This is a genomic window from Streptomyces sp. bgisy159, assembly GCF_965341775.1.
In the GTDB taxonomy this organism is placed as follows: Bacteria; Actinomycetota; Actinomycetes; order Streptomycetales; family Streptomycetaceae; genus Streptomyces.
The window spans coordinates 1-22,181 of sequence record NZ_CBDQZH010000066.1 but is presented as its reverse complement, the minus strand read 5'-3'; the positions used below and the strand labels follow the sequence as shown (position 1 = coordinate 22,181).

Annotated in this window: 22 protein-coding genes; 14 read left to right on the top strand and 8 right to left on the bottom strand. The window is 70.8% G+C overall.

What is annotated here, in order from left to right; translation table 11 throughout:
- The first annotated feature begins 13 nt into the window (after positions 1 to 13).
- The 5 genes from ACSLTV_RS34170 to pstB all read left to right on the top strand — a co-directional run bounded on the left by ACSLTV_RS34170 (position 14) and on the right by pstB (position 4,829).
- Entirely contained in the window at positions 14 to 442 is a 429-nt protein-coding gene (locus tag ACSLTV_RS34170) for an NUDIX hydrolase (RefSeq protein WP_435613549.1), read from the top strand.
- 243 nt (positions 443 to 685) lie between these two features.
- Entirely contained in the window at positions 686 to 1,816 is a 1,131-nt protein-coding gene (gene pstS / locus ACSLTV_RS34165) for a phosphate ABC transporter substrate-binding protein PstS (RefSeq protein WP_432139555.1), read from the top strand.
- A gap of 125 nt (positions 1,817 to 1,941) precedes the next feature.
- A complete protein-coding gene (gene pstC, locus ACSLTV_RS34160; RefSeq protein ID WP_432139554.1) occupies positions 1,942 to 2,946 on the top strand; it encodes a phosphate ABC transporter permease subunit PstC in 1,005 nt (334 codons plus the stop codon).
- On the top strand, positions 2,943 to 4,007 hold the full coding sequence (gene pstA / locus ACSLTV_RS34155; protein ID WP_432139553.1) for a phosphate ABC transporter permease PstA: 1,065 nt from the start codon (positions 2,943 to 2,945) through the stop codon (positions 4,005 to 4,007). Before pstC ends, pstA begins: the two co-directional genes overlap by 4 nt.
- Positions 4,008 to 4,052: 45 nt before the next feature.
- On the top strand, positions 4,053 to 4,829 hold the full coding sequence (gene pstB, locus ACSLTV_RS34150) for a phosphate ABC transporter ATP-binding protein PstB (RefSeq protein WP_432139552.1): 777 nt from the start codon (positions 4,053 to 4,055) through the stop codon (positions 4,827 to 4,829).
- Between the two features lie 166 nt (positions 4,830 to 4,995).
- Here pstB and ACSLTV_RS34145 read toward each other — a convergent pair whose 3' ends face one another.
- A complete protein-coding gene (locus ACSLTV_RS34145) occupies positions 4,996 to 5,994 on the bottom strand; it encodes an inorganic phosphate transporter (RefSeq protein ID WP_432139551.1) in 999 nt (332 codons plus the stop codon).
- Positions 5,995 to 6,003: 9 nt separating this feature from the next.
- Positions 6,004 to 6,624: a DUF47 domain-containing protein gene (locus ACSLTV_RS34140; protein ID WP_432139550.1), complete on the bottom strand. Its 621-nt coding sequence runs from the start codon at positions 6,622 to 6,624 to the stop codon at positions 6,004 to 6,006.
- Between the two features lie 197 nt (positions 6,625 to 6,821).
- Between ACSLTV_RS34140 and ACSLTV_RS34135 the strand changes: the two genes are divergently transcribed.
- The gene (locus ACSLTV_RS34135; RefSeq protein ID WP_435613548.1) at positions 6,822 to 7,187 is read left to right on the top strand and encodes a metal-sensitive transcriptional regulator; all 366 of its coding nucleotides are present in this window, start codon (positions 6,822 to 6,824) and stop codon (positions 7,185 to 7,187) included.
- A gap of 7 nt (positions 7,188 to 7,194) precedes the next feature.
- On the opposite strand, the gene ACSLTV_RS34130 is transcribed toward ACSLTV_RS34135, so the two are convergent.
- Positions 7,195 to 7,380 (bottom strand): hypothetical protein, encoded by a 186-nt coding sequence (locus tag ACSLTV_RS34130; RefSeq protein WP_432139548.1) that lies wholly within the window; start codon positions 7,378 to 7,380, stop codon positions 7,195 to 7,197.
- A gap of 71 nt (positions 7,381 to 7,451) precedes the next feature.
- Positions 7,452 to 8,288, bottom strand: a complete 837-nt coding sequence (locus ACSLTV_RS34125; protein ID WP_432139547.1) for a hypothetical protein — start codon at positions 8,286 to 8,288, stop codon at positions 7,452 to 7,454.
- Positions 8,289 to 8,429: 141 nt separating this feature from the next.
- Between ACSLTV_RS34125 and ACSLTV_RS34120 the strand changes: the two genes are divergently transcribed.
- Positions 8,430 to 8,612: a hypothetical protein gene (locus tag ACSLTV_RS34120; RefSeq protein ID WP_432139546.1), complete on the top strand. Its 183-nt coding sequence runs from the start codon at positions 8,430 to 8,432 to the stop codon at positions 8,610 to 8,612.
- 55 nt (positions 8,613 to 8,667) lie between these two features.
- Positions 8,668 to 10,203: an FAD-binding oxidoreductase gene (locus ACSLTV_RS34115; RefSeq protein ID WP_435613547.1), complete on the top strand. Its 1,536-nt coding sequence runs from the start codon at positions 8,668 to 8,670 to the stop codon at positions 10,201 to 10,203.
- A gap of 138 nt (positions 10,204 to 10,341) precedes the next feature.
- Here ACSLTV_RS34115 and ACSLTV_RS34110 read toward each other — a convergent pair whose 3' ends face one another.
- The 3 genes from ACSLTV_RS34110 to ACSLTV_RS34100 all read right to left on the bottom strand — a co-directional run bounded on the left by ACSLTV_RS34110 (position 10,342) and on the right by ACSLTV_RS34100 (position 14,019).
- Positions 10,342 to 11,052: a phosphatase PAP2 family protein gene (locus ACSLTV_RS34110; protein ID WP_432139544.1), complete on the bottom strand. Its 711-nt coding sequence runs from the start codon at positions 11,050 to 11,052 to the stop codon at positions 10,342 to 10,344.
- Between the two features lie 204 nt (positions 11,053 to 11,256).
- Entirely contained in the window at positions 11,257 to 12,258 is a 1,002-nt protein-coding gene (locus tag ACSLTV_RS34105) for an NlpC/P60 family protein (RefSeq protein ID WP_432139543.1), read from the bottom strand.
- 42 nt (positions 12,259 to 12,300) lie between these two features.
- Complete coding sequence (locus tag ACSLTV_RS34100; protein WP_435613546.1) at positions 12,301 to 14,019, bottom strand: serine/threonine-protein kinase; 1,719 nt, start codon at positions 14,017 to 14,019, stop codon at positions 12,301 to 12,303.
- Positions 14,020 to 14,306: 287 nt separating this feature from the next.
- Between ACSLTV_RS34100 and ACSLTV_RS34095 the strand changes: the two genes are divergently transcribed.
- The 6 genes from ACSLTV_RS34095 to ACSLTV_RS34070 all read left to right on the top strand — a co-directional run bounded on the left by ACSLTV_RS34095 (position 14,307) and on the right by ACSLTV_RS34070 (position 21,528).
- On the top strand, positions 14,307 to 14,615 hold the full coding sequence (locus ACSLTV_RS34095; protein ID WP_014673544.1) for a hypothetical protein: 309 nt from the start codon (positions 14,307 to 14,309) through the stop codon (positions 14,613 to 14,615).
- A 250-nt stretch (positions 14,616 to 14,865) separates the two neighbouring features.
- Positions 14,866 to 15,729, top strand: a complete 864-nt coding sequence (locus ACSLTV_RS34090; RefSeq protein WP_435613545.1) for a hypothetical protein — start codon at positions 14,866 to 14,868, stop codon at positions 15,727 to 15,729.
- A complete protein-coding gene (locus ACSLTV_RS34085) occupies positions 15,719 to 17,080 on the top strand; it encodes a hypothetical protein (RefSeq protein ID WP_435613544.1) in 1,362 nt (453 codons plus the stop codon). The genes ACSLTV_RS34090 and ACSLTV_RS34085 overlap by 11 nt, the downstream gene beginning before the upstream one ends.
- A 23-nt stretch (positions 17,081 to 17,103) precedes the next feature.
- Positions 17,104 to 18,645, top strand: a complete 1,542-nt coding sequence (locus ACSLTV_RS34080; protein WP_435613550.1) for an SCO6880 family protein — start codon at positions 17,104 to 17,106, stop codon at positions 18,643 to 18,645.
- A 14-nt stretch (positions 18,646 to 18,659) separates the two neighbouring features.
- Entirely contained in the window at positions 18,660 to 20,072 is a 1,413-nt protein-coding gene (locus tag ACSLTV_RS34075) for an ATP-binding protein (RefSeq protein ID WP_432139540.1), read from the top strand.
- A gap of 10 nt (positions 20,073 to 20,082) precedes the next feature.
- Positions 20,083 to 21,528 (top strand): type IV secretory system conjugative DNA transfer family protein, encoded by a 1,446-nt coding sequence (locus ACSLTV_RS34070; protein ID WP_435613543.1) that lies wholly within the window; start codon positions 20,083 to 20,085, stop codon positions 21,526 to 21,528.
- Positions 21,529 to 21,548: 20 nt separating this feature from the next.
- Here ACSLTV_RS34070 and ACSLTV_RS34065 read toward each other — a convergent pair whose 3' ends face one another.
- Positions 21,549 to 22,118 carry a GNAT family N-acetyltransferase gene (locus tag ACSLTV_RS34065; RefSeq protein ID WP_432139538.1) on the bottom strand — a complete coding sequence of 190 codons (570 nt, stop codon included), beginning with the start codon at positions 22,116 to 22,118 and terminating at the stop codon, positions 21,549 to 21,551.
- Positions 22,119 to 22,181 lie beyond the last annotated feature (63 nt).

Here is a 22,181-nt window from a genome sequence, read left to right as displayed (position 1 = left end):
GAGGCGGTGGCCCATGAGTTCTCCTCCGGACAGCCCCGTGGTGGAGGCGGCCGGCTGCGTCCTGTGGCGCCGTTCCCCGGCCGACGGTTCCCTGCTGTTGTGCCTCGTGCACCGTCCGAAGTACGACGACTGGTCGCACCCCAAGGGCAAGCTCAAGCCGGACGAGGACGCGCTGCGCGGCGCCCTGCGCGAGGTGGCTGAGGAGACCGGTCACACCGCCGCGCCCGGCGCCGAGCTGCCCACGCAGCACTACCTGGCGAACGGCCGGCCCAAGCGGGTGCGCTACTGGGCGGCCGAGGCCACGGGGGGCGAATTCCGGCCGAACACCGAGGTGGACCGCGTCCTGTGGCTGCCGCCCGCCGCGGCGAAGGCCCGGCTGACCCAGGCGAGGGACCGCGACCTGGTCGACGCCCTGCCGGCGACCCTGCGTCCGGCCCGGTGACGGACGGCCACCGCAGCCTCTCCGTGTCCTCGGCGTGAGCGTTCCGTGACCTAACCGCACCGACCTCAGGGGTTCACCCGCCGTTCATTTACGCCCGTAGGTGGCTTCACCTGTTCTGCCTAATTTCGGCCTTACCCGGTGCGGACCGCGACCTGCGGGACGTGTCGGTACAACGCAGACCCTCATGACGCAGACCCTCGCACGCCGCCGAATTCAGGACGGCGGCTCCCGGAAGGATCTCAAGTGAAGCTTCAGCGCAAGAACCGGCGGGCTCTCGCTCTCGGCGCGATCGCCGTCTCCGGCGCCCTGGCCCTCACGGCGTGCGGCTCCGACGACACCGGCTCCAGCGGCAGCGGCTCCGACTCGACCGCGACCGCCGCGGCCGGCAACGTCGACTGCAAGGACGCCAAGGGCCAGCTCCAGGCGTCCGGCTCGTCCGCGCAGAAGAACGCCATCGACGCCTGGGTCAAGGCCTACACGGCCGCCTGCAAGGACGTCCAGATCAACTACAACCCGACCGGTTCGGGCGCCGGCATCACCGCCTTCCTGCAGGGTCAGACCGCGTTCGCCGGCTCCGACTCCGCGCTGAAGCCGGAAGAGGTCGAGGAGTCCAAGAAGGTCTGCTCCGGCGGTCAGGCCATCGACCTGCCGATGGTCGGCGGTCCGGTCGCCATCGGCTTCAACGTTCCCGGCGTCGACAAGCTCGTCCTGGACGCCGCCACCGTGGCGAAGATCTTCGACAGCCAGATCACCAACTGGAACGACGAGGCCATCGCCAAGCTCAACCCCGGCGCCAAGCTTCCCGACCTGAAGATCCAGGCGTTCCACCGCTCGGACGAGTCCGGCACCACCGACAACTTCACCAAGTACCTGGCCGCCGCCGCGCCGAACGACTGGAAGTACGAGCCCGGCAAGGCGTGGAAGGCCAAGGGCGGCCAGGCCGCGCAGGGCTCCTCCGGCCTGGCGCAGCAGGTGAAGCAGACCTCCGGCGCGATCTCCTACTTCGAGCTGTCCTACGCCAAGGACGGCATGAAGACGGTCGCCCTGAACACCGGCGCCGGCGCCCCGGTCGAGGCCACCCTGGAGAACGCGACCAAGGCCATCGCCGCCGCCAAGACCGTCGGCACCGGCTCCGACCTCGCCCTGAAGCTGGACTACGCCACCAAGGCCGAGGGTGCCTACCCGATCACCCTGGTGACGTACGAGATCGTCTGCGACAAGGGCAACAAGTCCGACTCCCTGGCCACCACGAAGTCGTTCCTGAACTTCATGGCCTCCAAGGACGGCCAGGCCCTGCTGACCGGCGTCGACTACGCGCCGATGCCCGAGGAGATCATCACCAAGGTCCGGTCGAACATCTCGGCCCTGAGCTGACCCCAGTGTGCGGTCCGGCCCCCCGGGGCCGGACCGCACCGTCCGGTGCACCGCCGCCAGGAGCCCGACGCGAAGGCTCCGCCCCGAGCCGCCCCGCACGACGGCTCCGCAGACCGGAGAACCCGATGGACACCACCACACAGAACACCACAGCTCCCCCAGCTCCCGGGCCCGTCCCGGCCGAGCAGAAGCGCGCCGCGCACGGTGCCACCCGCCCCGGAGACCGGATCTTCCTCGGTCTGTCCCGCGGGTCCGGCATCCTGGTCCTGGTGATCATGGCCGCCATCGCGGCCTTCCTCACCTACCGGGCCGTCCTCGCCATCAACAAGGACGAGGCCAACTTCTTCACCACCTTCGAGTGGAACCCCAGCGCCAACCCGCCGGCCTTCGGCATCGCCGTGCTGGCCTTCGGCACCGTCGTGTCGTCGGTCATCGCCATGGCCATCGCCGTCCCGATCGCCGTCGGCATCGCGCTGTTCATCACCCACTACGCGCCGCGCCGCCTCTCCGGCCCCATCGCGTACGTGATCGACCTGCTGGCCGCGGTGCCGTCCATCGTCTACGGCCTGTGGGGCGCCCTCGTCCTCGTTCCGCACATGGACGGCCTGTACGGCTGGCTGGACGAGTACCTCGGCTGGACCGGGATCTTCGAGTGGAACGGCGGCGCCCCGCGCTCCCTGCTCACCGTCGGCATCCTCCTCGCGATCATGATCCTGCCGATCATCACGAACGTGAGCCGCGAGGTCTTCCGCCAGGTCCCGCGGATGCACGAGGAGGCGGCGCTGGCGCTCGGCGCCACCCGCTGGGAGGTCATCCGCATGTCGGTGCTGCCCTTCGGCCGCTCCGGCGTGATCTCCGCCTCCATGCTCGGCCTCGGCCGCGCCCTCGGTGAGACGATGGCCGTGGCCATGGTGCTCTCGCCGACCTTCGACATCAACGCCAGCCTGCTGGACCCGGGCGGCGGCACCTTCGCCCAGAACATCGCCAGCAAGTTCAACGAGGCCACCGAGATCGGCCGGGACGCCCTGATCGCCTCCGGCCTGGTGCTCTTCGTCATCACCCTGCTGGTCAACGGCGCGGCCCGGCTGATCATCGCCCGCCGCAAGGAGTACTCGGGGGCCAACGCATGAGCCACGCATCCGTCTCCGCCAAGCGCCGCAGCACCCTGCGCGGTGCCCACCTGCCGGCCTGGTTCCCGTGGGCGGTCGCCGCCGGCTCGGTCGCCGCCGGCCTGGGCATCAGCGCCGCGGCCGGCCTGGACAGCAACGTCCAGTGGGGTCTGATCGCCGCGCTGCTGTTCGTCCTCGGCACCTTCGGCATCGCCGCCCGGGTCGAGGGCCGGCGCCAGGCCAAGGACCGCGTCGCGACCAGCATGGTGTGGGTGGCGTTCATCCTGGCCGTGATACCGCTCGCCTCCCTCATCTGGGAGACCGTCAAGCGCGGTGCGAAGGTCTTCGACGTCTTCTTCCTCACCCACTCGATGGGCGTGGTCTCCGACACCGAGCCCGGCGGCGGCATCTACCACGCCATCCTCGGCACCCTGGAGCAGGTCGGCCTCGCCGCGCTGATCTCCGTGCCGGTCGGCGTGCTCACCGCGATCTACCTGGTCGAGTACGGCCGGGGCCGGCTCGCCCAGGCCGTCACCTTCTTCGTCGACGTGATGACGGGCATCCCGTCGATCGTCGCGGGTCTGTTCGTCCTCAGTCTCTGGATCCTGATGCTCGACATGGGGCCGTCCGGTTTCGCCGGCTCGCTGGCCCTGTGCATCCTGATGATTCCGGTCGTCGTCCGTTCCACCGAGGAGATGCTCAAGCTCGTCCCGAACGAGCTGCGCGAGGCCTCGCTGGCGCTGGGCGTCCCGAAGTGGCGCACCATTCTCAAGGTGGTCCTGCCGACCTCCATCGGCGGTATCACCACCGGCGTGATGCTGGCCGTCGCGCGCATCACCGGCGAGACGGCCCCCGTCCTGCTGCTGGTGTGGGGCACGAACTTCATCAACGCCAACCCCTTCGAGGACCCACAGGCGTCGCTGCCGATGTACATCTACCTGCAGTACGCCAACAGCGGCGGCTCCGGTGCGGCGTACGACCGCGCCTGGGCGGCGGCCCTGGCCCTCATCGGCTTCATCATGATCCTCAACCTGGTGGCCCGCGGCATCGCCCGCTGGAAGGCCCCCAAGACCGGTCGCTGACGCGGCCATCCAGCGACCGACTGATCCGGAAGTGAAGTAGCAATCATGGCCAAGCGAATCGATGTCAGCGGACTGACCGCGTACTACGGCTCCCACAAGGCGATCGAAGACATCTCGATGACCGTCGAGCCGCGCTCGGTGACGGCGTTCATCGGCCCGTCCGGCTGCGGCAAGTCGACCTTCCTGCGCACCCTGAACCGTATGCACGAGGTGACGCCGGGCGGCCGTGTCGAGGGCAAGGTCCTCCTCGACGACGAGGACCTGTACGGCGCCGGCATCGACCCGGTGTCCGTGCGCCGCGAGGTCGGCATGGTGTTCCAGCGCCCGAACCCCTTCCCCACCATGTCGATCTTCGACAACGTGGCGGCCGGGCTGCGCCTGAACGGCAACTACAAGAAGAGCGAGCTCGCGGAGGTCGTCGAGAGGTCCCTCAAGGGCGCGAACCTCTGGAACGAGGTCAAGGACCGCCTGAACAAGCCGGGCTCCGGTCTGTCGGGCGGCCAGCAGCAGCGCCTGTGCATCGCGCGGGCCATCGCGGTCGAGCCCAAGGTGCTGCTCATGGACGAGCCCTGCTCGGCCCTGGACCCCATCTCCACCCTCGCCATCGAGGACCTGATCGGCGAGCTGAAGGAACGCTTCACGATCGTCATCGTGACGCACAACATGCAGCAGGCCGCCCGTGTCTCGGACCGCACGGCCTTCTTCAACCTGGCCGCCGTCGGCCAGCCCGGCCGCCTCATCGAGATCGACGACACGGAGCGCATCTTCTCCAACCCGTCGGTCCAGGCCACCGAGGACTACATCTCCGGCCGCTTCGGCTGAGCCGGCCCTGACTCCTCGCGGTGCTGCATGGCGGTGCCACCGCGAGGCCGAGAAGGCCCGCCCCCTGGCTCCCGGGGGGCGGGCCTCATCGTTTGCCTGCCGGCACCTGCGCACCGCCCACCGAAAGCGGGCGACGGGCGGCCGGGCACCAAGGGAGGGCCCGGCACTACAGGATGGTCAGGTCGATCAGTCCGAAGGCCGCCGCCGCGACCAGCGCCGCGGCCGGCATGGTGATGAACCACCCGAGCACGATGTTCTTGGCGACACCCCACCGCACCGCGTTGATCCGCTTGGTCGCGCCCACGCCCATGATCGCCGAGGTGATCACGTGGGTCGTGGAGATCGGCGCCTTGAACAGGAACGCCGTGGTGAACATGATCGACGCCCCGGTCGCCTCGGCCGCGAACCCCTGCGGCGGGTCCAGCTCGATGATCTTCCGTCCCAGCGTGCGCATGATCCGCCACCCGCCGGCGTAGGTACCCAGCGAGAGCATCACGGCGGAGGCGACCTTGACCCACACCGGAATGGGATCGCCGTAGTCCTCGACATCGGCGATGACCAGGGCCATCACCACGATGCCCATCGTCTTCTGGGCGTCCTGCAGACCGTGCCCCAACGCCATCGCGGCGGCCGAGACGGTCTGCGCGATCCGGAAGCCCCGCTTCGCCTTGTGCGGGTTCGCCCGCCGGAAGAGCCACAGGATGCCCGTCATCACCAGATAGCCGACCAGCAGACCCACGATCGGCGACACGAACATCGGCAGGACGATCTTCTCGAAGACCCCGCTCCAGTAGACGCTGGTGCCACCCGCCAGCGCCGCCCCCACCATGCCCCCGAACAGGGCGTGCGAGGACGACGAGGGCAGGCCGAAGTACCAGGTGATCAGGTTCCAGGTGATGGCGCCGACGAGGGCGGCGAAGAGGATCCCCATCCCCTTCGACCCCTCGGGCGTCTGGATGATCCCCTCACTGACGGTCTTGGCGACCCCGGAACCGAGGAAGGCACCGCCAAGGTTCATCACGGCCGCCATCAGCAGCGCCGCCCGCGGTGTCAGCGCCCGGGTGGACACCGAGGTGGCGATGGCGTTCGCCGAGTCGTGGAAGCCGTTGGTGTACGTGAAGAAGAGCGCGACCAGGATGGTCACGACCAGTGCGAAGGTGTCCATGGCCGGGCCTCAGGACTCCTTGACGGCGATGGTCTCCACCGTGTTCGCCACATGCTCGAAGGCGTCGGCCGCCTCCTCCAGCACATCCACGATCTGCTTGAGCTTGAGCACCTCGATCGCGTCGTACTTGCCGTTGAACAGATGCGCGAGCAGCTTGCGGTGGATCTGGTCCGCCTGGTTCTCCAGCCGGTTGACCTCGATCCAGTACTCGGTCAGGTTCGACATCGTCCGCAGGTTGGGCATCGCCTCGGCCGTCAGCTCGGCGGCCCGCGCCAGCACCTCGATCTGCTGCTCCACACCGCGTGGCAGTTCCTCGACGTTGTAGAGGACGACCAGGTCGACGGCCTCCTCCATGAAGTCCATGATGTCGTCGAGGGAGGAGGCGAGGGAGTAGATGTCCTCGCGGTCGAAGGGCGTGATGAAGGAGGAGTTCAGCTGGTGGAAGATCGCGTGCGTGGCGTCGTCACCCGCGTGCTCCGCCGCCCGCATGCGCTCCGCGATCTCAGCCCGGGCGGAAGCGTCCGCCCCGAGCAGTTCCATCAGGAGTTTCGAGCCCGTGACGATGTTGTCCGCGGAGGCGGCGAACATGTCGTAGAAGCTCGTCTCCCTGGGGGTCAGACGAAAGCGCACTTGGGGTCCTCGGGGTGCATCGGTTTCGGTCAGGCTGATGCTAGGCGCATCATCCGGCCACGGCTAAGGGGCCGTCCCCCAGTGTCGCCCATCGGGCACAGTGGTCAGCACGGGGGCGGACCAAGAGGTCCATACCCAGCAAAGTCGGCTACCATATACCCACCAGGGGTATATGCCCGTCACTTCAGGAGGACGCGATGACGACGACCGAGGCCGGCGCGACCACGGCGCCCTCCGACGCGACCGCACCCGCCGAGGTGGTCACCGACCACGACCGGGGCGTGCACGGCTACCACCAGCAGAAGGCCGAACACCTCAAGCGCCTGCGCCGCATCGAGGGCCAGATCCGCGGCCTGCAGCGCATGGTCGACGAGGACGTCTACTGCATCGACATACTCACCCAGGTCTCCGCCTCCACCAAGGCCCTGCAGTCCTTCGCCCTGCAACTCATGGAGGAGCACCTCCGGCACTGCGTCGCCGACGCGGCCCTCAAGGGCGGCGACGAGATCGACGCGAAGGTGGAGGAGGCCACGAAGGCGATCGGCCGCCTCCTGCGTACCTGAGCACCGGTCAGCCGGCCCCGGTCCCCGAGGAGCCCTCGCGCTCCTCGGCCACCCGCAGCACCGCGTCGATGCTCTCCAGGCTGAGCCGGTCCTCCGCCGCCGAGGCCGCGATGATCAGCTCCCCGCACAGCTCGATCTCGGCGAGGGCCACGTGGTCCTGAACTGCCGTACCGCCGACCGGAGCCACGCGCATCACCTCGTCTCTGCCGTCACCGGCTTCCTAGAGTAGGGAGCGGCGCACACACCGCGCATGGCACGGAAGGGCTAGTTCTCGGCGATCCGCCCCGCGTAGATGTCACCGGCCGGCGGCAGCCGTACGTCGACCGGCGCGCCGAAGTCGTACAGCAGGGTCGTCGAGGCGACCGCGACCACGCCCTCCCGCCGCCCGTTGACGAAGCTGAACCGGTGCCGGACCTTGCGGATCCGCCCGGCGTCGTCGAGGTACACGTCGAACGGCACCCGCGCCGTGGCGAACCCTTTCGCCGCCGCCGCCAGCGCCTCCCGGTGGCCGGCGGTGGCGCCGCGCGCGGCCTCCCCCAGATCGGCGGTCCCGCGGTAGTGCCGCACCGCCGTCCCCGCCAGCTCGGTCCGGCCCAGGTACGTCGCCGTCCGCGTCCCGCGCAGCACCTCCGCGGCGGCCAGCGGATCGGTCGCCCCGCCGGTGACCAGGTTCCCGTCGGACAGCGTCGCCGTACGCACCCGCACCCACTTGTCGGCCGGCACGCCCGCGCCCCGGTTCTTCATGAACAGCGCTCCGGGCGTGAGGAGTTCGGTGATCGGCCGGTGCTCACTGGTCCCCGCCGGGTCCTGCGGCAGCACGACCTTCAGCCGCCCCATCCGCCTGCGGTAGTCGTACACCCCCTCGCCCCGGATGGTCACCCGGGTGCCGCCGGTCGCCATCTCCATCGACGTGGTGGCCTTCGAACTGCCGGCGTCGCGCAGGGTGTCGGCGGCCCGGTGCAGGACCTGCACGGGATCGGCCGGCCGTCCCTCGTCCGCCGCGGCCCCACCGCCCCCGCAACCGGTCGCGCCCGCGCACGCGCCGGCCACCAGTCCCGCGACGACCGCCGCGCCCTTGAGCCCGTGCTGCCGCTCCGCCATCGCCACAACCCCCAGCCGGTATGTCCGTTCTCGGGCCCGCTGTCGACCGGTTAACGACGGGTAGGTGCCCCCGTCACGCATGGCCGAAGTCGTACCCCCGGACACACATCCGCCGCCCCGCCCGTGGGTAACGTTCTCCAAGTGACGCACGCCGACGGCCACACCGCTCCCCAGACGGACGGAGAGCATCTGACCAGCACCGTCGAACAGGGCCGCTTCTGCTTCGCCCGCTGCACCTGCGGCTGGCGCGGCCCGGCCCGCAGAGCCAGGAGCCTGGCCCGCACGGACGCACGGACGCACACCGCGGCAGGCCGGAACCCATGACCCGCCGGACCCGTCTCGCTGCGTGAAGCCGACGGACGGCGCGAGGACGGACACCATGGAACGGCGCAAGTTCATCGCGGGCGGAACGGCCGCCCTCGCGGCCACCGCGACGGCGGCCTGCCGCGGCACCACCGACGGGACCGGCCCCACCGCTCCCGCCACCACCCCGCCCCCGGCCACCGGCACCGCCGACTGGGCCGCCCTCGCCGGCGACCTGGACGGGCAGCTGATCCGCCCCGGCGACGCCGCCTGGCCGACCGCCCACCAGCTCTACAACACCCGCTTCGACACCCTGAAGCCGGCCGCGGTCGCCTACGTGGCGCACACCGACGACATCCGCACCGCCCTGTCTTACGCCCGCGCCCACGCCACCAAGGTCGCCATCCGCAACGGCGGCCACTCGTACGCCGGCTGGTCCTCGGGCGACGGCCGGCTGATCCTCGACGTGTCACGGCTGAGCCGGGTCCGGGTCAGCGGCGACCAGGCGGTCGTCGGGGCCGGCGCGAAACTCATCGACGTCTACCGCGCCCTGGCCGCCAAGGGCGTCACCGTCCCGGCGGGCTCCTGCCCGACCGTCGGCGTGTCCGGTCTGGCCCTCGGCGGCGGACACGGCGTCGTCTCCCGGGCGTACGGCCTGACCTGTGACAGCCTCACCCAGGCGACCCTCGTCACGGCCGACGGCCGCGAGCTGGTCGCCGACGCCACCCACAACGAGGACCTCTTCTGGGCGCTGCGCGGGGCGGGCAACGGCACCTTCGGCGTCGTCACCGAGCTGCGGCTGCGCACCCACCCGGCGCCCCAGGCGGTCACCGGCCGACTCACCTGGCCCTGGTCCAGCGCGGCGGCGGTGGTCCGCGCCTGGCAGGAGTGGGGCCCCGGCCAGCCGGACGAGATCTGGTCCGCGCTGCACCTTGAACGGGCGCCCGGCGGTGCTCCCACCGTCTCGGTGTCGGCGTTCTGCATCGGCACCCACGGGCAGCTGCAGAACGCCGTGGACCGCCTCGCCGACCGGGTGGGGGCCCCGGCGTCGACGGTCTCCCTGCACCGCCACTCCTACAAGCAGGCCATGGACATCTACGCCGGCTGTTCCTCCTTCGCGACGGACGCCCAGTGCCATCTGCCCGGCACCACACCCGGCCGCTCCCCGCAGGGCGCCCTGCGCCGGGAGACCTACGCCGCCCGCTCCGACTTCTTCGACCGCTCCCTGTCCGCGGCCGGCATCCATGCCCTGCTGACCCAGGTCGAGCACGTGCGCGGCGGCCCCGGCAGCATCGCCCTCACCGCGCTCGGCGGCGCCGTCAACCGGGTCTCCCCCACCGCCACGGCCTTCGTCCACCGCCGCTCCCGGATGCTCGCCCAGTACATCGCCTCCTGGCCGGCCGGCGCGTCCGGCACGGCCTCCCGGTCCTGGCTGACCGAGGCCCACGCGGCGATGCGGCCCCACGCGTCGGGGGCGGCGTACCAGAACTACACGGACCCCACCCTGCGCGACTGGCGGAAGGCGTACTACGGCGACGCGGCTCCCCGCCTGACCCAGCTGAAGCGCCAGTACGACCCCGACCGCTTCTTCACCTACCCGCAGGCGCTCTGAGCGCCGCACTCCGCATCGCCGAGCCCCGCACCGCTGGGCCACCGCTGGGCCACCTGTTCCGGCCGGCCCGCGAGTGCCGCCGCGCCGTCGCGCCTCGCCGCGCCGAGCCGTCGCCCCTCGCCGAGCCGCCGGACTCCGTCAGGCCGCGAGGTCCCGCTCGGCCGTCGACTCCGTGCGCGTGCCGGACGCCACCGCCCGCCCCTCATCGGCCTCCCGGGCGGCCCGGCTGCGGACCACCCACCCGGCCCGCCGGGACCGGTCCACGGCCCGCAGCAGCGGTGTCAGCAGCGCGGCGGCCAGCGGCGACAGCAGCAGCGCCACAGCCGTGCCCAGCGCGAACCCGCCCACGACGTCCGTCGGGTAGTGCACTCCCATGTACACCCGGCAGAACCCCTCGACCAGCGCGAGCCCGATGCCCACCAGCCCGAACCTCCGGTTGGCGACGAACAGCGCGACCCCCATGGCCATGGTCAGGGTCGCGTGGTCGCTCACGAACGAGAAGTCGTCCTTCCCGGAGACGAGCACCTCCAGCCCCTGATGGTCCCGGAAGGGCCGCGGCCGCTCGACGAACCCCCGGATGGGCACGTTGACGAGCACCGCGACGGCGGCCGAGAGCGGTACCCACACCAGCGCGGCGACGGACGAAGCCGCCTCCTCGGCCCCGCCGACCCGCTTGCGCGTCCCCCACCAACACCACACCACCAGCAGCACCATGGCGAGCAACAGCCCGTACTCACCCACGAACTCGACGATCCGGTCGAACCAGTGCGGCGCGTCCTTCGCCAGACCGTTGATGTCGTAGAGCAGGTCGACGTCGGGGTTCGACCCGGATTCGGCGAGTCCAGCCATGGTGCCAAGGCCCCTTCGTCACGTAGTGCCCGGCGCACTGACACGTGTTCAGGCGTGCGCCGCATCTGCCACCCCCGTGGTCGATGTACGTCAACAGGAACGCACGGCCCCGGTCAATACGTTCCACCCTCCACTGAATGATCACGCAGACGTTATCGAAGAGAGACACGTCCTCGCAGCTCAGGGCCGGGCTTCACACTCGGTTCACACCCTCGTGGGGAGCGCTTTCGCGCCATCCTCCGTCACCCGTGTGGCCCCGAAGTAGTCGGGCGTGTCGATCGGGTCGAACCGGATCACCGCGCCCGTCCGCGGCGCGTCGATCATGTACCCACCGCCGACGTAGATGCCGACGTGCCGAATGGCCCGGGAGTTGGTCAGATCGTCGGAGAAGAACACCAGGTCACCGGGGAGCAACTGATCCCGCGTCGGATGCGGCCCCGCGTTGTACTGATCGTTGGCCACCCGCGGCAGCGTGATCCCCACACTCTCGTAGGCCGCCTTGGTCAGCCCCGAACAGTCGAACCGCCCCCCGTCCTCGGGCGTCCCGTCCCCACCCCACAGATACAGCGTCCCCAACTTCTTCTGAGCGAAGGCGATGGCCCCGGCGGCCTGCTCCGAAGGGCTGAGGCGGCCGACCGGCGCGGCGAAGGACTCCTGCAGGGCCGTGATGATCCGTACGTAGTTCTGGGTCTCCTTGTACGGCGGCACCCCGCCGTACCTGATGACCGCGTCGGCACCCGCGTTGTACGACGCGAGCATGTTCTTGGTCGGGTCCCCTGGCACGCTCCTGACATAGGAGGCGAGTTCGCAGTCGTACGATGCGGCCGACGGGATCGCGTCATGCGGGTCCCACACGTCGCGGTCGCCGTCCCCGTCGCCGTCGATCCCGTGCGTCGCCCAGGTCCCCGGGATGAACTGCGCGATCCCCTCCGCCTTGGCCGGGCTCTTGGCGTTCGGGTTGAACCCGCTCTCCTGGTACAACTGGGCGGCCAGCAGCGCGGGGTTGATGGCGGGGCAGAGATTGCCCCACCTCTGCACGAGCGCCTCGTACGCGGCCGGCACCGCCCCTCTGGCCAGCCCGACGCTACGGCCCGCCGCGCTGTTGACGAGGCTCCCCGCGACGACGTACACACCGACCACGAGCAGCATCACGAAGCTGACGCCCGCCGCGGTGGCGGCACCAGCCACGACCCATGCCTTACGCACCGTCAACCGCCCCTCGTCAGCCAGCAGTCCGCTCGCGCCAGTTTATGAGCTTCCCACCCGGAACCCGGTGCAACCGATGCTCTCGTAGTCGCTCGGCCCGCCCTTGACGTGGTACAGGACCGCGGTCCAGTCCCCCGGGTCGTTCGCCACGGGAATCGCCGGGACGACGTCGCCCCCCGCGTAATGGCTCTCGAAGTCGTCGGGATAGGTCAGCTCGACGTACCCGCCGTCCTTCCAGTGCGTGTAGATGTCCACCGGCTTGCTCGAGTAGCCGATGTTCTTGCTCTCCATCATCACCTCGAAGGGCTTGCCCGTGTCGGCGTCGATCTCATGCGGCGGCTTCACCGCCACCGCGACGTAGTACGGCGTCGGGGGCTTCTCCTTGAGCTCCGCGTACTTGAACCGGAAGATGATCCTGGCTCGCTCGGCGACCGTCGGGGACTCCGGATCACCGGCGTCGTCGACGCCGTACTGGAGTTCTTCCGGGGGACTCACCGCACCGATCTGTCGGCACTGACCGATGCCGTGCGACGCGAGATCCGAATCGGTCGACAGCGTCCAGTAGTCCCGGGAGATCCGGTCGTTCAGGATGTACTCCGGCGGTTTCGAGGACACCGCACTCGCGGACGGGGACGACGGAATGGGCCCCTGGTCCTTCCCCTGGGACCCGTCGTCCCCCAGGGTCCTCAGCGCCACGGCAGTTCCCGTCCCCACCACGACCGCGACCGCCATGGCCACCACCCACGCGGTACGCCGCGGCCGACGCGCCTCGGGCACGGCTGTCGGCGCCGACGGTGCGAGGGTCGGCACATAGCCCGGCCCGGCCGTGGGTAGCTGGGCCGACGGCACAGCCCCACGCCCCGGCGGTATCAGCCCCGCCGCGACGGCGGCGTGCAGGTCCTGCGGCACGGCCTCCACGTCGCCGACGAGACGCACGTAGAACGGGTCCTCGGCAAGTCCGGAGGAAACCGCACAGCGTGCGATGACCGCGTCCAGACCGGGCCGTTCGGCCGGGTCCTTGGCCACGCACTCCCGGATGAGCCGGGCGAGCTCCGGCTCGACACCCGCCACGTCGATGTCCTCGTGCACCACCCGGTACGACACCCCGTACGTCGGTCCGTGCCCGAACGGCGGTCGGCCCGTCACGGCGTAGGACAGCGTCGCACCCAGCGCGAAGACATCAGCGGCCGGTCCGGCCTGGTCACTGATCAGGACCTCGGGCGCGGTGTAGCCGGGCGTACCCGGGGTGAACCCGGTCTGGGTGAGGGCCGTGTCCGTGACACCGCGGGCGATACCGAAGTCGATGAGCAGCGGCCCCTGCGGAGAAAGGATCACGTTCTGCGGCTTGAGGTCCCGGTGCGTCACACCATGGCCGTGCACACTGGCCAGGGCCTCGGCGAGAGCCGCGAACAGCCGCCGGGCGCTCTCGGCGGGCACCGCCCCCCGCTCCCCCACCGCCGCCGCCAAGGTCGGTCCGGCGACGTACTCCGTCGCCAGCCAGTACGGCGCCGCCTCCAGCGACGCGTCGATCAGGTTCGCCGTGTAGGCGCTGCGCACCGCCCGCGCCGTCGCCACCTCGCGCCGGAAGCGGGCCAGCGCCTCGGGATGGTCGACGATCTCGTCCCGGATCACCTTGATCGCCACGAGGCGCCCGCCGGGCGAGCGGCCGAGATACACCTGTCCCATCCCGCCGGCACCGAGCCGGGCGAGCAGCGTGTGCCCGCCTATCCGGGCCGGGTCCTGTTCCTTCAGTGCGTCCACGGTCCCATGAGAACATCGTGACGGCCCCTCACCCGACCGGCCGTCAGAAACGCGTGTGACCCTGAGAGGGGTCAACGACGGAACCACACCACAGGTTCCGCCGAGACTTCGTTGCCCGGCGTGACCTGCCGTGATACACAGAGTAACCGTACGGTGGTATTCGTACGAATCCCGCCCATCAATGACGCCAAGTCGACATACGACGGCGCCGTTGTCGGCGAGAATGAGGCGTGACCTCTGCACTCCGCAGAGGATGGCGGAACTACCCACCAGGGGCGGTGACTTACATGCTCTTTGCGGCCGACAAGGGAGACATCAACACCATCATCGGCGGGATCGCTCCGGACTGGGGCCCCTTCGGCAGCCTGGGCAACGAGGCCAAGGTGATGATCGAGGTGGTGATGGCGGTGGCCATCCTGCTCTGCCTCGGCATCGCGGTCTGGGGCGCGGCCAAGCAGCGCATCGGCGCCACCGCCCTGCGCGACACCTTCAGCGCCGAGCAGGGCAAAGGCCTGATCATCGCCGGCCTCACGGGCGTCTTCATCATCGGATCACTCGGCACACTGTTCACGATCGTGTACGGCATGGCCGTCTAGCCCGCCCTTCGCCGCGGCCACCGCGCCCCGTCCGGGACACCGCGGGTCCGCTCTCCCGTCCGCTCTCCCGTCCGTCGTCCGTCCCCGCCGGGCACGCCCGGTCCCTCCACCCCACCCGCCCGTCGGGCCCCACCGGCTGAGGTTGCGTCTCCCTGATGTCGAGTCATCACTCCGCGTCCGCGCGGGAACCAGCACGGCTACCGTCGTACTCCTACGCGTACCGGTACGGCAGCGAGGGGGCGTACACGGCATGAGCGACGAGCAGGACTACGGCGCGGACCGGGGATACGGCGCGGACCGGGGATACGTCCACGGCGGCGGCGGCCGGACCAGACTGCGGCTGCCCGACAACGACCCCTACGGCGGCGCCCGCCGCAGCGGCCGCTCCTCCTCGCGCAGCCTGGTGACGGTGGTCGGCGTCGTCGTCCTCCTCATCGCCGCGATCGCCTTCGCGAACCGTGGAGGAGACGATTCCGCAGCCTCGGCACAAGGCGGCGGCAAGCCCGCCGGGAAGGCGGAGGCCGCCTCGACCGCGGCCACCGGCACCGAGCCCGTGACGACGAAGAGCGCCGCCGGCATCCCGTCCGGCTTCGCCCGCACCCGGCAGGGCGCCCAGTCGGCCGCGGCCAACTACGCGGTGGTACTCGGCTCCACCGGCATGTTCCACCAGGGCAGCCGGCGCACCATCGTCACCACCGTCTACACCGCCGACGCCGCCACCGGGCTGCAGAGCGCCCTCGACCAGGCGTACTCGGCCGACTTCCTCGCCAAGATGGGCCTCGACGCGGACGGCAACGCCCCCAAGGGCAGTACCTTCGTCTCCCGCGTCGTACCGGTCGGCACCACGGTCCAGCAGTACACCGACACCGCCGCCAAGGTCGCCGTCTGGTACGTCGGCCTGATCGGCATGTCCGGCGAACGTTCCACCGACCCCGTCACCACGTCGTGGAAGACGTGGACGTTCGACCTGCGGTGGGCCGACGGGGACTGGAAGGTGGGCGCGAGCAAGCAGACGGACGGCCCGGCGCCGGTACCCGGGGACGACAAGGCGTCCACCTCCGACGAGATCAGCAAGGCCATCGAGGAGTACGGAGGGTTCACGTATGCCCGGTAACACCCGCCGCGTGCTCACACTCACCGGCACCCTGACGGCCGTACAGACGACGGCGGTACTGCTGGCCTCGCGCGCCTTCGCGGCCCCCTCCCCCACCCCTACCCCGAGCGGCGGGGCGTCGCCCTCACCGTCCCCCAGCAGGAGCGTCGACTGCTCCCTCCTGCCCGGCGAGGCGCAGACCTATTGCGAGCAGGACAACAACCCGTCCGGCGCCCGGCCCTCACCGAACGTCTCCGACACCGTCGACCCCCTCTCCTCCCTCGCCAAAGGCTGCGCCGACGCCGCCTCCTGGACCGTCGACAAGCTCAGCGAGGCCGTGAAGGACACCGCGAACGTCGACTTCACCAACCCCAAGTTCCTCCAGCAGTACGCCGTCGTCTTCGCGGCGTCCACCATCCTCACCCTGCTCCTGTGGCTGCTCGCGGTGGCCAAGCGCGCGGTACGAGGCGTCCCCCTCACCACCGCGCTGTCCGAGGCGATCGGCTTCCTCTGGCTGACCGTCCTCGCCTCCGCCTTCACCCCGCTGATCCTCTACACCGTCGTCTCCGCCACCGACGGCGTCTCCGACGTCCTCGCCAAGACCACCGGCGACCAGAGCGACACCTTCTTCGGCAACTTCTCCGCCGCCCTCGCCAAGGGCGAGAACATCGGCGGCGGCCCGATCATGCTGATCGTCGTCTCCCTGGTCAGCATCCTCGCCGCCGGTGTCCTCTGGCTGGAGATGGTCATCCGCGCCGCCCTGCTCTACGTCGGCGCCCTGCTCGGCACCGTCGTCTACGCCGGGCTGGTCGACAAGAACCTGTGGGGCCACGTCCGCCGCTGGGCCGGCATCATGATCGCCGTGATCCTGGTCAAGCCGGTGATCGTGATCGTCCTCGGCCTGGCCGGCGCGCTCTCCGCCGACGACGGCCCCGGCGCGTTCTCCGCCGTCGTCTCCGGCCTCGCCATCATCCTGCTGGCCATCTTCGCCAGCGCGATGATCTACCGCTTCGTCCCCGGCTTCGGCGACGAGATCGCCGGCGCCCGCAACAACCGCATCATGCAGGGCGCCGAGGGCAAGGCCGCCGCCGTGATCTCCTCCCCGGCGTCCCTGGTCGCCCAGGGCATCAAGACCCACAGCACCCGCGCCGACAACAACGCCGGCGGCCAGCAGGGCTCGAGCACCCCCCGGCCCGCCAACGCCGCCTCCGGCGGCATGGCCGCCCACAGCTCACGCCCCGCGACCGGCGGTGGCGGCGGATCTGTCCCCTCCGCCGCACCCGCGCCGCGCACCGGCAGCCCGGTCAACACACCGCACGCAAGCAACGCCCGCAACAGCAGTACCAACCGCACGGGAGGTGAAGGGCGTTGACGGCTGATTCCCACACGGCCCATGTGTCCCACTCGGTCGCGCCCCGCCGTTCATATCTGATCGGCCGCGCCCGGCCGAACGCGATCGTCGGCCGCAACCGCGAGACCGGCGAGATCGCGCTCATCGTCATCGGCGCGTTCCTCGGCATGATGTGCGGGCTCCTCGTCCCGGTCCTCTCCCTGCGCATCATGCTGCTGGCCGGCTTCCCGGTGCTCGCGCTCGCCGCGGTCTACATGCCGTACAAGCAGCGCACCTTCTACAAGTGGTTCGAGATCAACCGCAGCTACAAGCGCACCCTGCGCCGCGGCACGCTCTACCGCTCCGGCGCCATGGAGGCCGGCACCCGCCTCGACGGCCAGGAGATCGAGATCGCCCCGCCGCCCGGCATCGGCCGCATCACCTGGCTGGCCGCCCCCTTCGGCCCCGACGAGATCGCCGTGCTGCTGCACGCCGACCGCAGAACCGTCACCGCGGCCATCGAGATCGAGGGTCCCGGCGTCGGCCTGCGCGACAGCGAGGACCAGGAGGCCCTCGTCGACCGCTTCGGCACCCTGCTCAAGCACGTGGCCAACGGCGACGGCTTCGTCACCCGCCTGCAGATGCTCGCCCGCACCCTCCCCGCCGACCCCGACGCCCACGCCAAGGACATCGCCCAGCGCGGCGACGAGCGGTCCCCCGCCTGGCTGCGGCAGTCGTACGAGCAGCTCCAGTCCATGGTGTCCACCAGCAGCGAGCAGCACCGCGCCTACCTCGTCGCCTGCATGCACTACACGCGCGACCTGGCCGCCGAGGCCCACGCCGTCGCCCGCGCCGCGCACCCCCGGTCGGGCCGCAAGCTGGACCGGGACGCCGGCCTCGCCGTCGTCATGGCCCGCGAGCTGACCGACATCTGCTCCCGCCTCCAGGAGGCGGACATCCGGGTCCGCCAGCCGCTCGGCCAGGGCCGGCTCGCCTCCCTCATCCACTCCATGTACGACCCGGACCACCCCATCGACCACATCCAGGCGATGAGCCGGCGCAACGCCTGGCCGGCCGAACTGGACGCCATGGAGCCCACGTTCCTGCAGGCCAAGACCCGCGAGTCCAGCACCCGCGCCCCGTGGTGCCACGCCACCGCCTGGATCAAGGAGTGGCCGATGACCCCGGTCGGAGTGAACTTCCTGGCCCCCCTGCTCGTCCACACCCCCGACGTCATCCGCACGGTCGCCGTCACCATGGACCTCGAACCCACCGAGGTCGCCATCGAGCGCATGCTGACCGAGAAGACCAACGACGAGGCCGAGGCCAGCCGCGCCGCCAAGATGAACCGCACCGTCGACCCCCGCGACGTGGCCGCCCACTCCCGCCTCGACCAGCGCGGCGAGGACCTCGCCAGCGGCGCCGCGGGCGTCAACCTGGTCGGCTACATCACCGTCTCCTCCCGCTCCCCCGAGGCACTCGCCCGCGACAAGCGGACGATAAGGGCGTCGGCGGGCAAGTCGTATCTCAAACTGGAGTGGTGCGACCGCGAGCACCACCGCGCGTTCGTCAACACGCTCCCGTTCGCCACCGGAATCCGAAGGTAGGGGCTGATGCGCTGATGCGGGACCCGCTGTCCGTCCTCACCGACGCCTTCACCTCCTTCCTCTTCGGCAAGGTCGAGACGACCCGCCTCCCGGTCCGCACCTCCACGGGCCAGGCCCAGGCCGTCTACCTCCCGACGGCCGCCCCCGGCCTCGGCGACTCCGGCGTCATCATCGGCCGCGAGGTCTACTCCGGCAAGGGCTACATCTACGACCCGTTCCAGCTCTACGGCCAGCAGCTCCCGGCCCCGCACTGGCTGGTCCTCGGCGAGTCAGGCAACGGCAAGTCGGCGCTGGAGAAGACCTACGTCCTGCGCCAGCTCCGCTTCCGCGACCGCCAGGTCGTCGTCCTGGACGCCCAGGGCGAGGACGGCGTCGGCGAATGGAACCTCATCGCCCAGGAGCTGGGGATAACTCCCATCCGCCTGGACCCGACGGCCGCCCTCGACCACGGCATCCGCCTCAACCCCCTCGACCCGGCGATCACCACGACCGGCCAGCTCGCGCTGCTCCGCACGATCATCGAGGTCGCGATGGGCCACGGCCTCGACGAGCGGGCCGGCTTCGCCCTGAAGGTCGCCCACTCGTACGTCAACGAGACGATCACCGACCGTCAGCCGGTCCTCTCCGACATCGTCGAGCAGCTGCGGCACCCCGAGCCGGAGTCCGCCGAGGCGATGAACGTCGCCATAGACGACGTACGGGCCTGGGGCCTGGACGTGGCCCTGGTCCTGGACCGCCTCGTCGACGGTGACCTGCGCGGCATGTTCGACGGCCCGACGACCGTCGGCATCGACCTCGACGCGCCCCTCATCGTCTTCGACCTGTCCCACATCGACCGCAACTCCATCGCCATGCCCATCCTCATGGCGATCGTCGGCGTCTGGCTGGAGCACACATGGATCCGCCCCGACCGGAAGAAGCGCATCTTCCTGGTCGAGGAGGCCTGGCACATCATCAACAGCCCCTTTGTCGCCCAGCTGTTCCAGCGCCTGCTGAAGTTCGGCCGCCGCCTCGGTCTGTCCTTCGTCGCCGTCGTCCACCACCTGTCGGACGTCGTCGACGGAGCCGCCGCCAAGGAGGCCGCCGCCATCCTCAAGATGGCCTCCACCCGCACCATCTACGCCCAGAAAGCCGACGAGGCCAGGGCGACCGGCAGGGTACTGGGTCTGCCCCGCTGGGCGGTGGAGATCATCCCCACCCTCACGCCCGGCATCGGCGTCTGGGACGTCAACGGCAACGTCCAGGTCGTCAAACACCTGGTCACCGAGACCGAACGCCCTCTGGTGTTCACCGACCGCGCGATGACCGAGTCGTCCTTCGACCGCGATCACGACGACGCGCTGCACGCCGCCGAACTGGAGGCGGAGCAGCGCGCGGCGGCCTTCGTGGAACAGCACCTGGGCGACTCCGAATCGACGGTCGCTTAGGGGGCGCCAGGTGAGACCCGACGACCACCGACACCACGGCAGCGACGGTCACCGGGGCGCCCGGGGCGGCGTCCCGGACGGCCTGCTGATCGGCATACTGGCGTTCCTGCTCGGCATGACACTGCTGGTCTGGACGGCCACCGGCCTGGCCGCCCTGTTCTCGCACGGGTCCTGGCCGAGCGAGGTCACCTTCACCCGCACCCCTCTGGCCATGCGCCACCTCATCGGACAGCCCCACGACATCACCGGCGCCTGGCCGGACACCCCGGCCGGCCGGCTCTCCGGCTACGGGCTGTTCTGGGGCCTGTTCATCGGGCAGTTGATGGTCCTGCTCGTCCTGACCGTGTTCGTCATGGGAACGGTGGCGCGGTGGCGTGCGGTCCGGGCGGAACGCGGGGCGGCGGCGCAGCCGGAGTTCCCCACGCCCCCCGTCCATGTGCACGAGGTCCCGACCCCGCGGGCACCCCAGAAGCAGACGCCGGTCCCCGAGGCTCCGCCGCCCGCCCCGGCCGAGCCGCTGCCCGCGGCCGACTGGGACCGCGTCCTGCTCGCCCCCAGGGAAGCCCGGGAGCACACCGCGGCCACCGCCGTACGCGACGCCGAGGGCCCCGCCCTCGTCCTCACCTCCAACCCCGCCCTCTGGCAGGCCACCAAGGACGCCCGCGCCAAACTCGGCCCCGTCCTCCTCTACGATCCGACCCACCGCTGCGACACCCCGGCCCGCCTGCACTGGTCCCCCGCCACCCACTGCGAGGACCGGGACACCGCCGCCCGGACCGCCGCCGCCCTGCTCACCCCGACCCGCCCCACCTCACGGCTGGACCAGGCGGTCAACGACACGGCGGAGACCCTGCTGCGCTGCTACCTGCACGCCGCAGCCGTGGACGGCCGCACCGTCCGCCATGTCCACCGCTGGGCGCAGGGCACCCAGGTCCAGGAAGCGGTCCGCATCCTGCGCACCAACCCGAAAGCGTCGTCCGGTACGGCCGGCGAACTCGAAGCGGCCCTCACCGCCCACCCCGAACGCCGTGACATGGCCCAGGAGCTGACCACCCGCGCCCTGTCCGCGCTCTCCACGGTCAACGTCCGCGAGGCCTGCACACCCAACCGAACCGACACCCTCGCCTTGGATTCCTTCGTCCACGAGGGGGGAACGCTTTATGTAGTGGGCGAGTCCATCGAGGATCCCCGGACGACCCCCGGCGCGATGCCGCTGCTGACGGCTCTCGTCGCAAGCGTGGTCGAGCGCGGCCGGCGCATGGCCGAACGGTCACCCGCCGGTCGGCTCGACCCACCACTGACCCTGGTCCTCGACGACGTCGCGGCGGTCGCTCCGATCCCCCAGCTCCCGCACCTCCTGGCCACGGGGGCAGACCGGGGTCTGCCGACCCTCGCCCTGCTCCGCTCCCGCGAACAGGCCAGGACCCGCTGGCCCCACGACGAGCTGTCGATGTAGGGTCCCCGGCCGCGAGGAGCTCAGGCAGCCCGTTCCCGGGCCAGCTCCAGCTCCGCGTCCGTCTCCTCGCCTTCCACCAGCGACATGGTCACCCCGGTCGGCAGGAAGCCGAGCCTGCCGTACGCGGCCCGCGCCCGCTGGTTGTCACGGTGCACCAGCAGCCGTACCCGTTCCAGCCCCCGCTGCCAACTCCACTCCGACACGGCCTCGAACAGCGCGTCGATCACCCCGCTGCCCCGGCACTCGGGACGCACGTACACCGCCACGGCGTGTCCCTGCCGCCGCTCGACGGGCAGCCCGGCCCAGTCCGTCGCCCCGGCCTCCTCGACCAGCACGGTCACCGTGCCCACCCAGCGCCCGTCGTGCGTCTCGGCCACGAACTGCCGTACCCCGTGCACCCCTGCCGCGGCCCGCTCCACGCGCTCCTGCCAGAACGAGTCGGGCCGGCTCACCGCGTCCTGGTACGTCTCCATGAACGCGAGGTGGGCCACGGGATCGCGCAGCGCGTCCAGCCGCAACTCCCGCGCGTTCTTCCACTCGTCCGCGCGCACCGCACGGACCACACCGTTCTCCCAGCTCAAGGCGGTCATGCCGGCCACCCTAGCGTCGGGCCACCGCGCCTCTCATCCGAAATACTGACGCACTGCGCACCC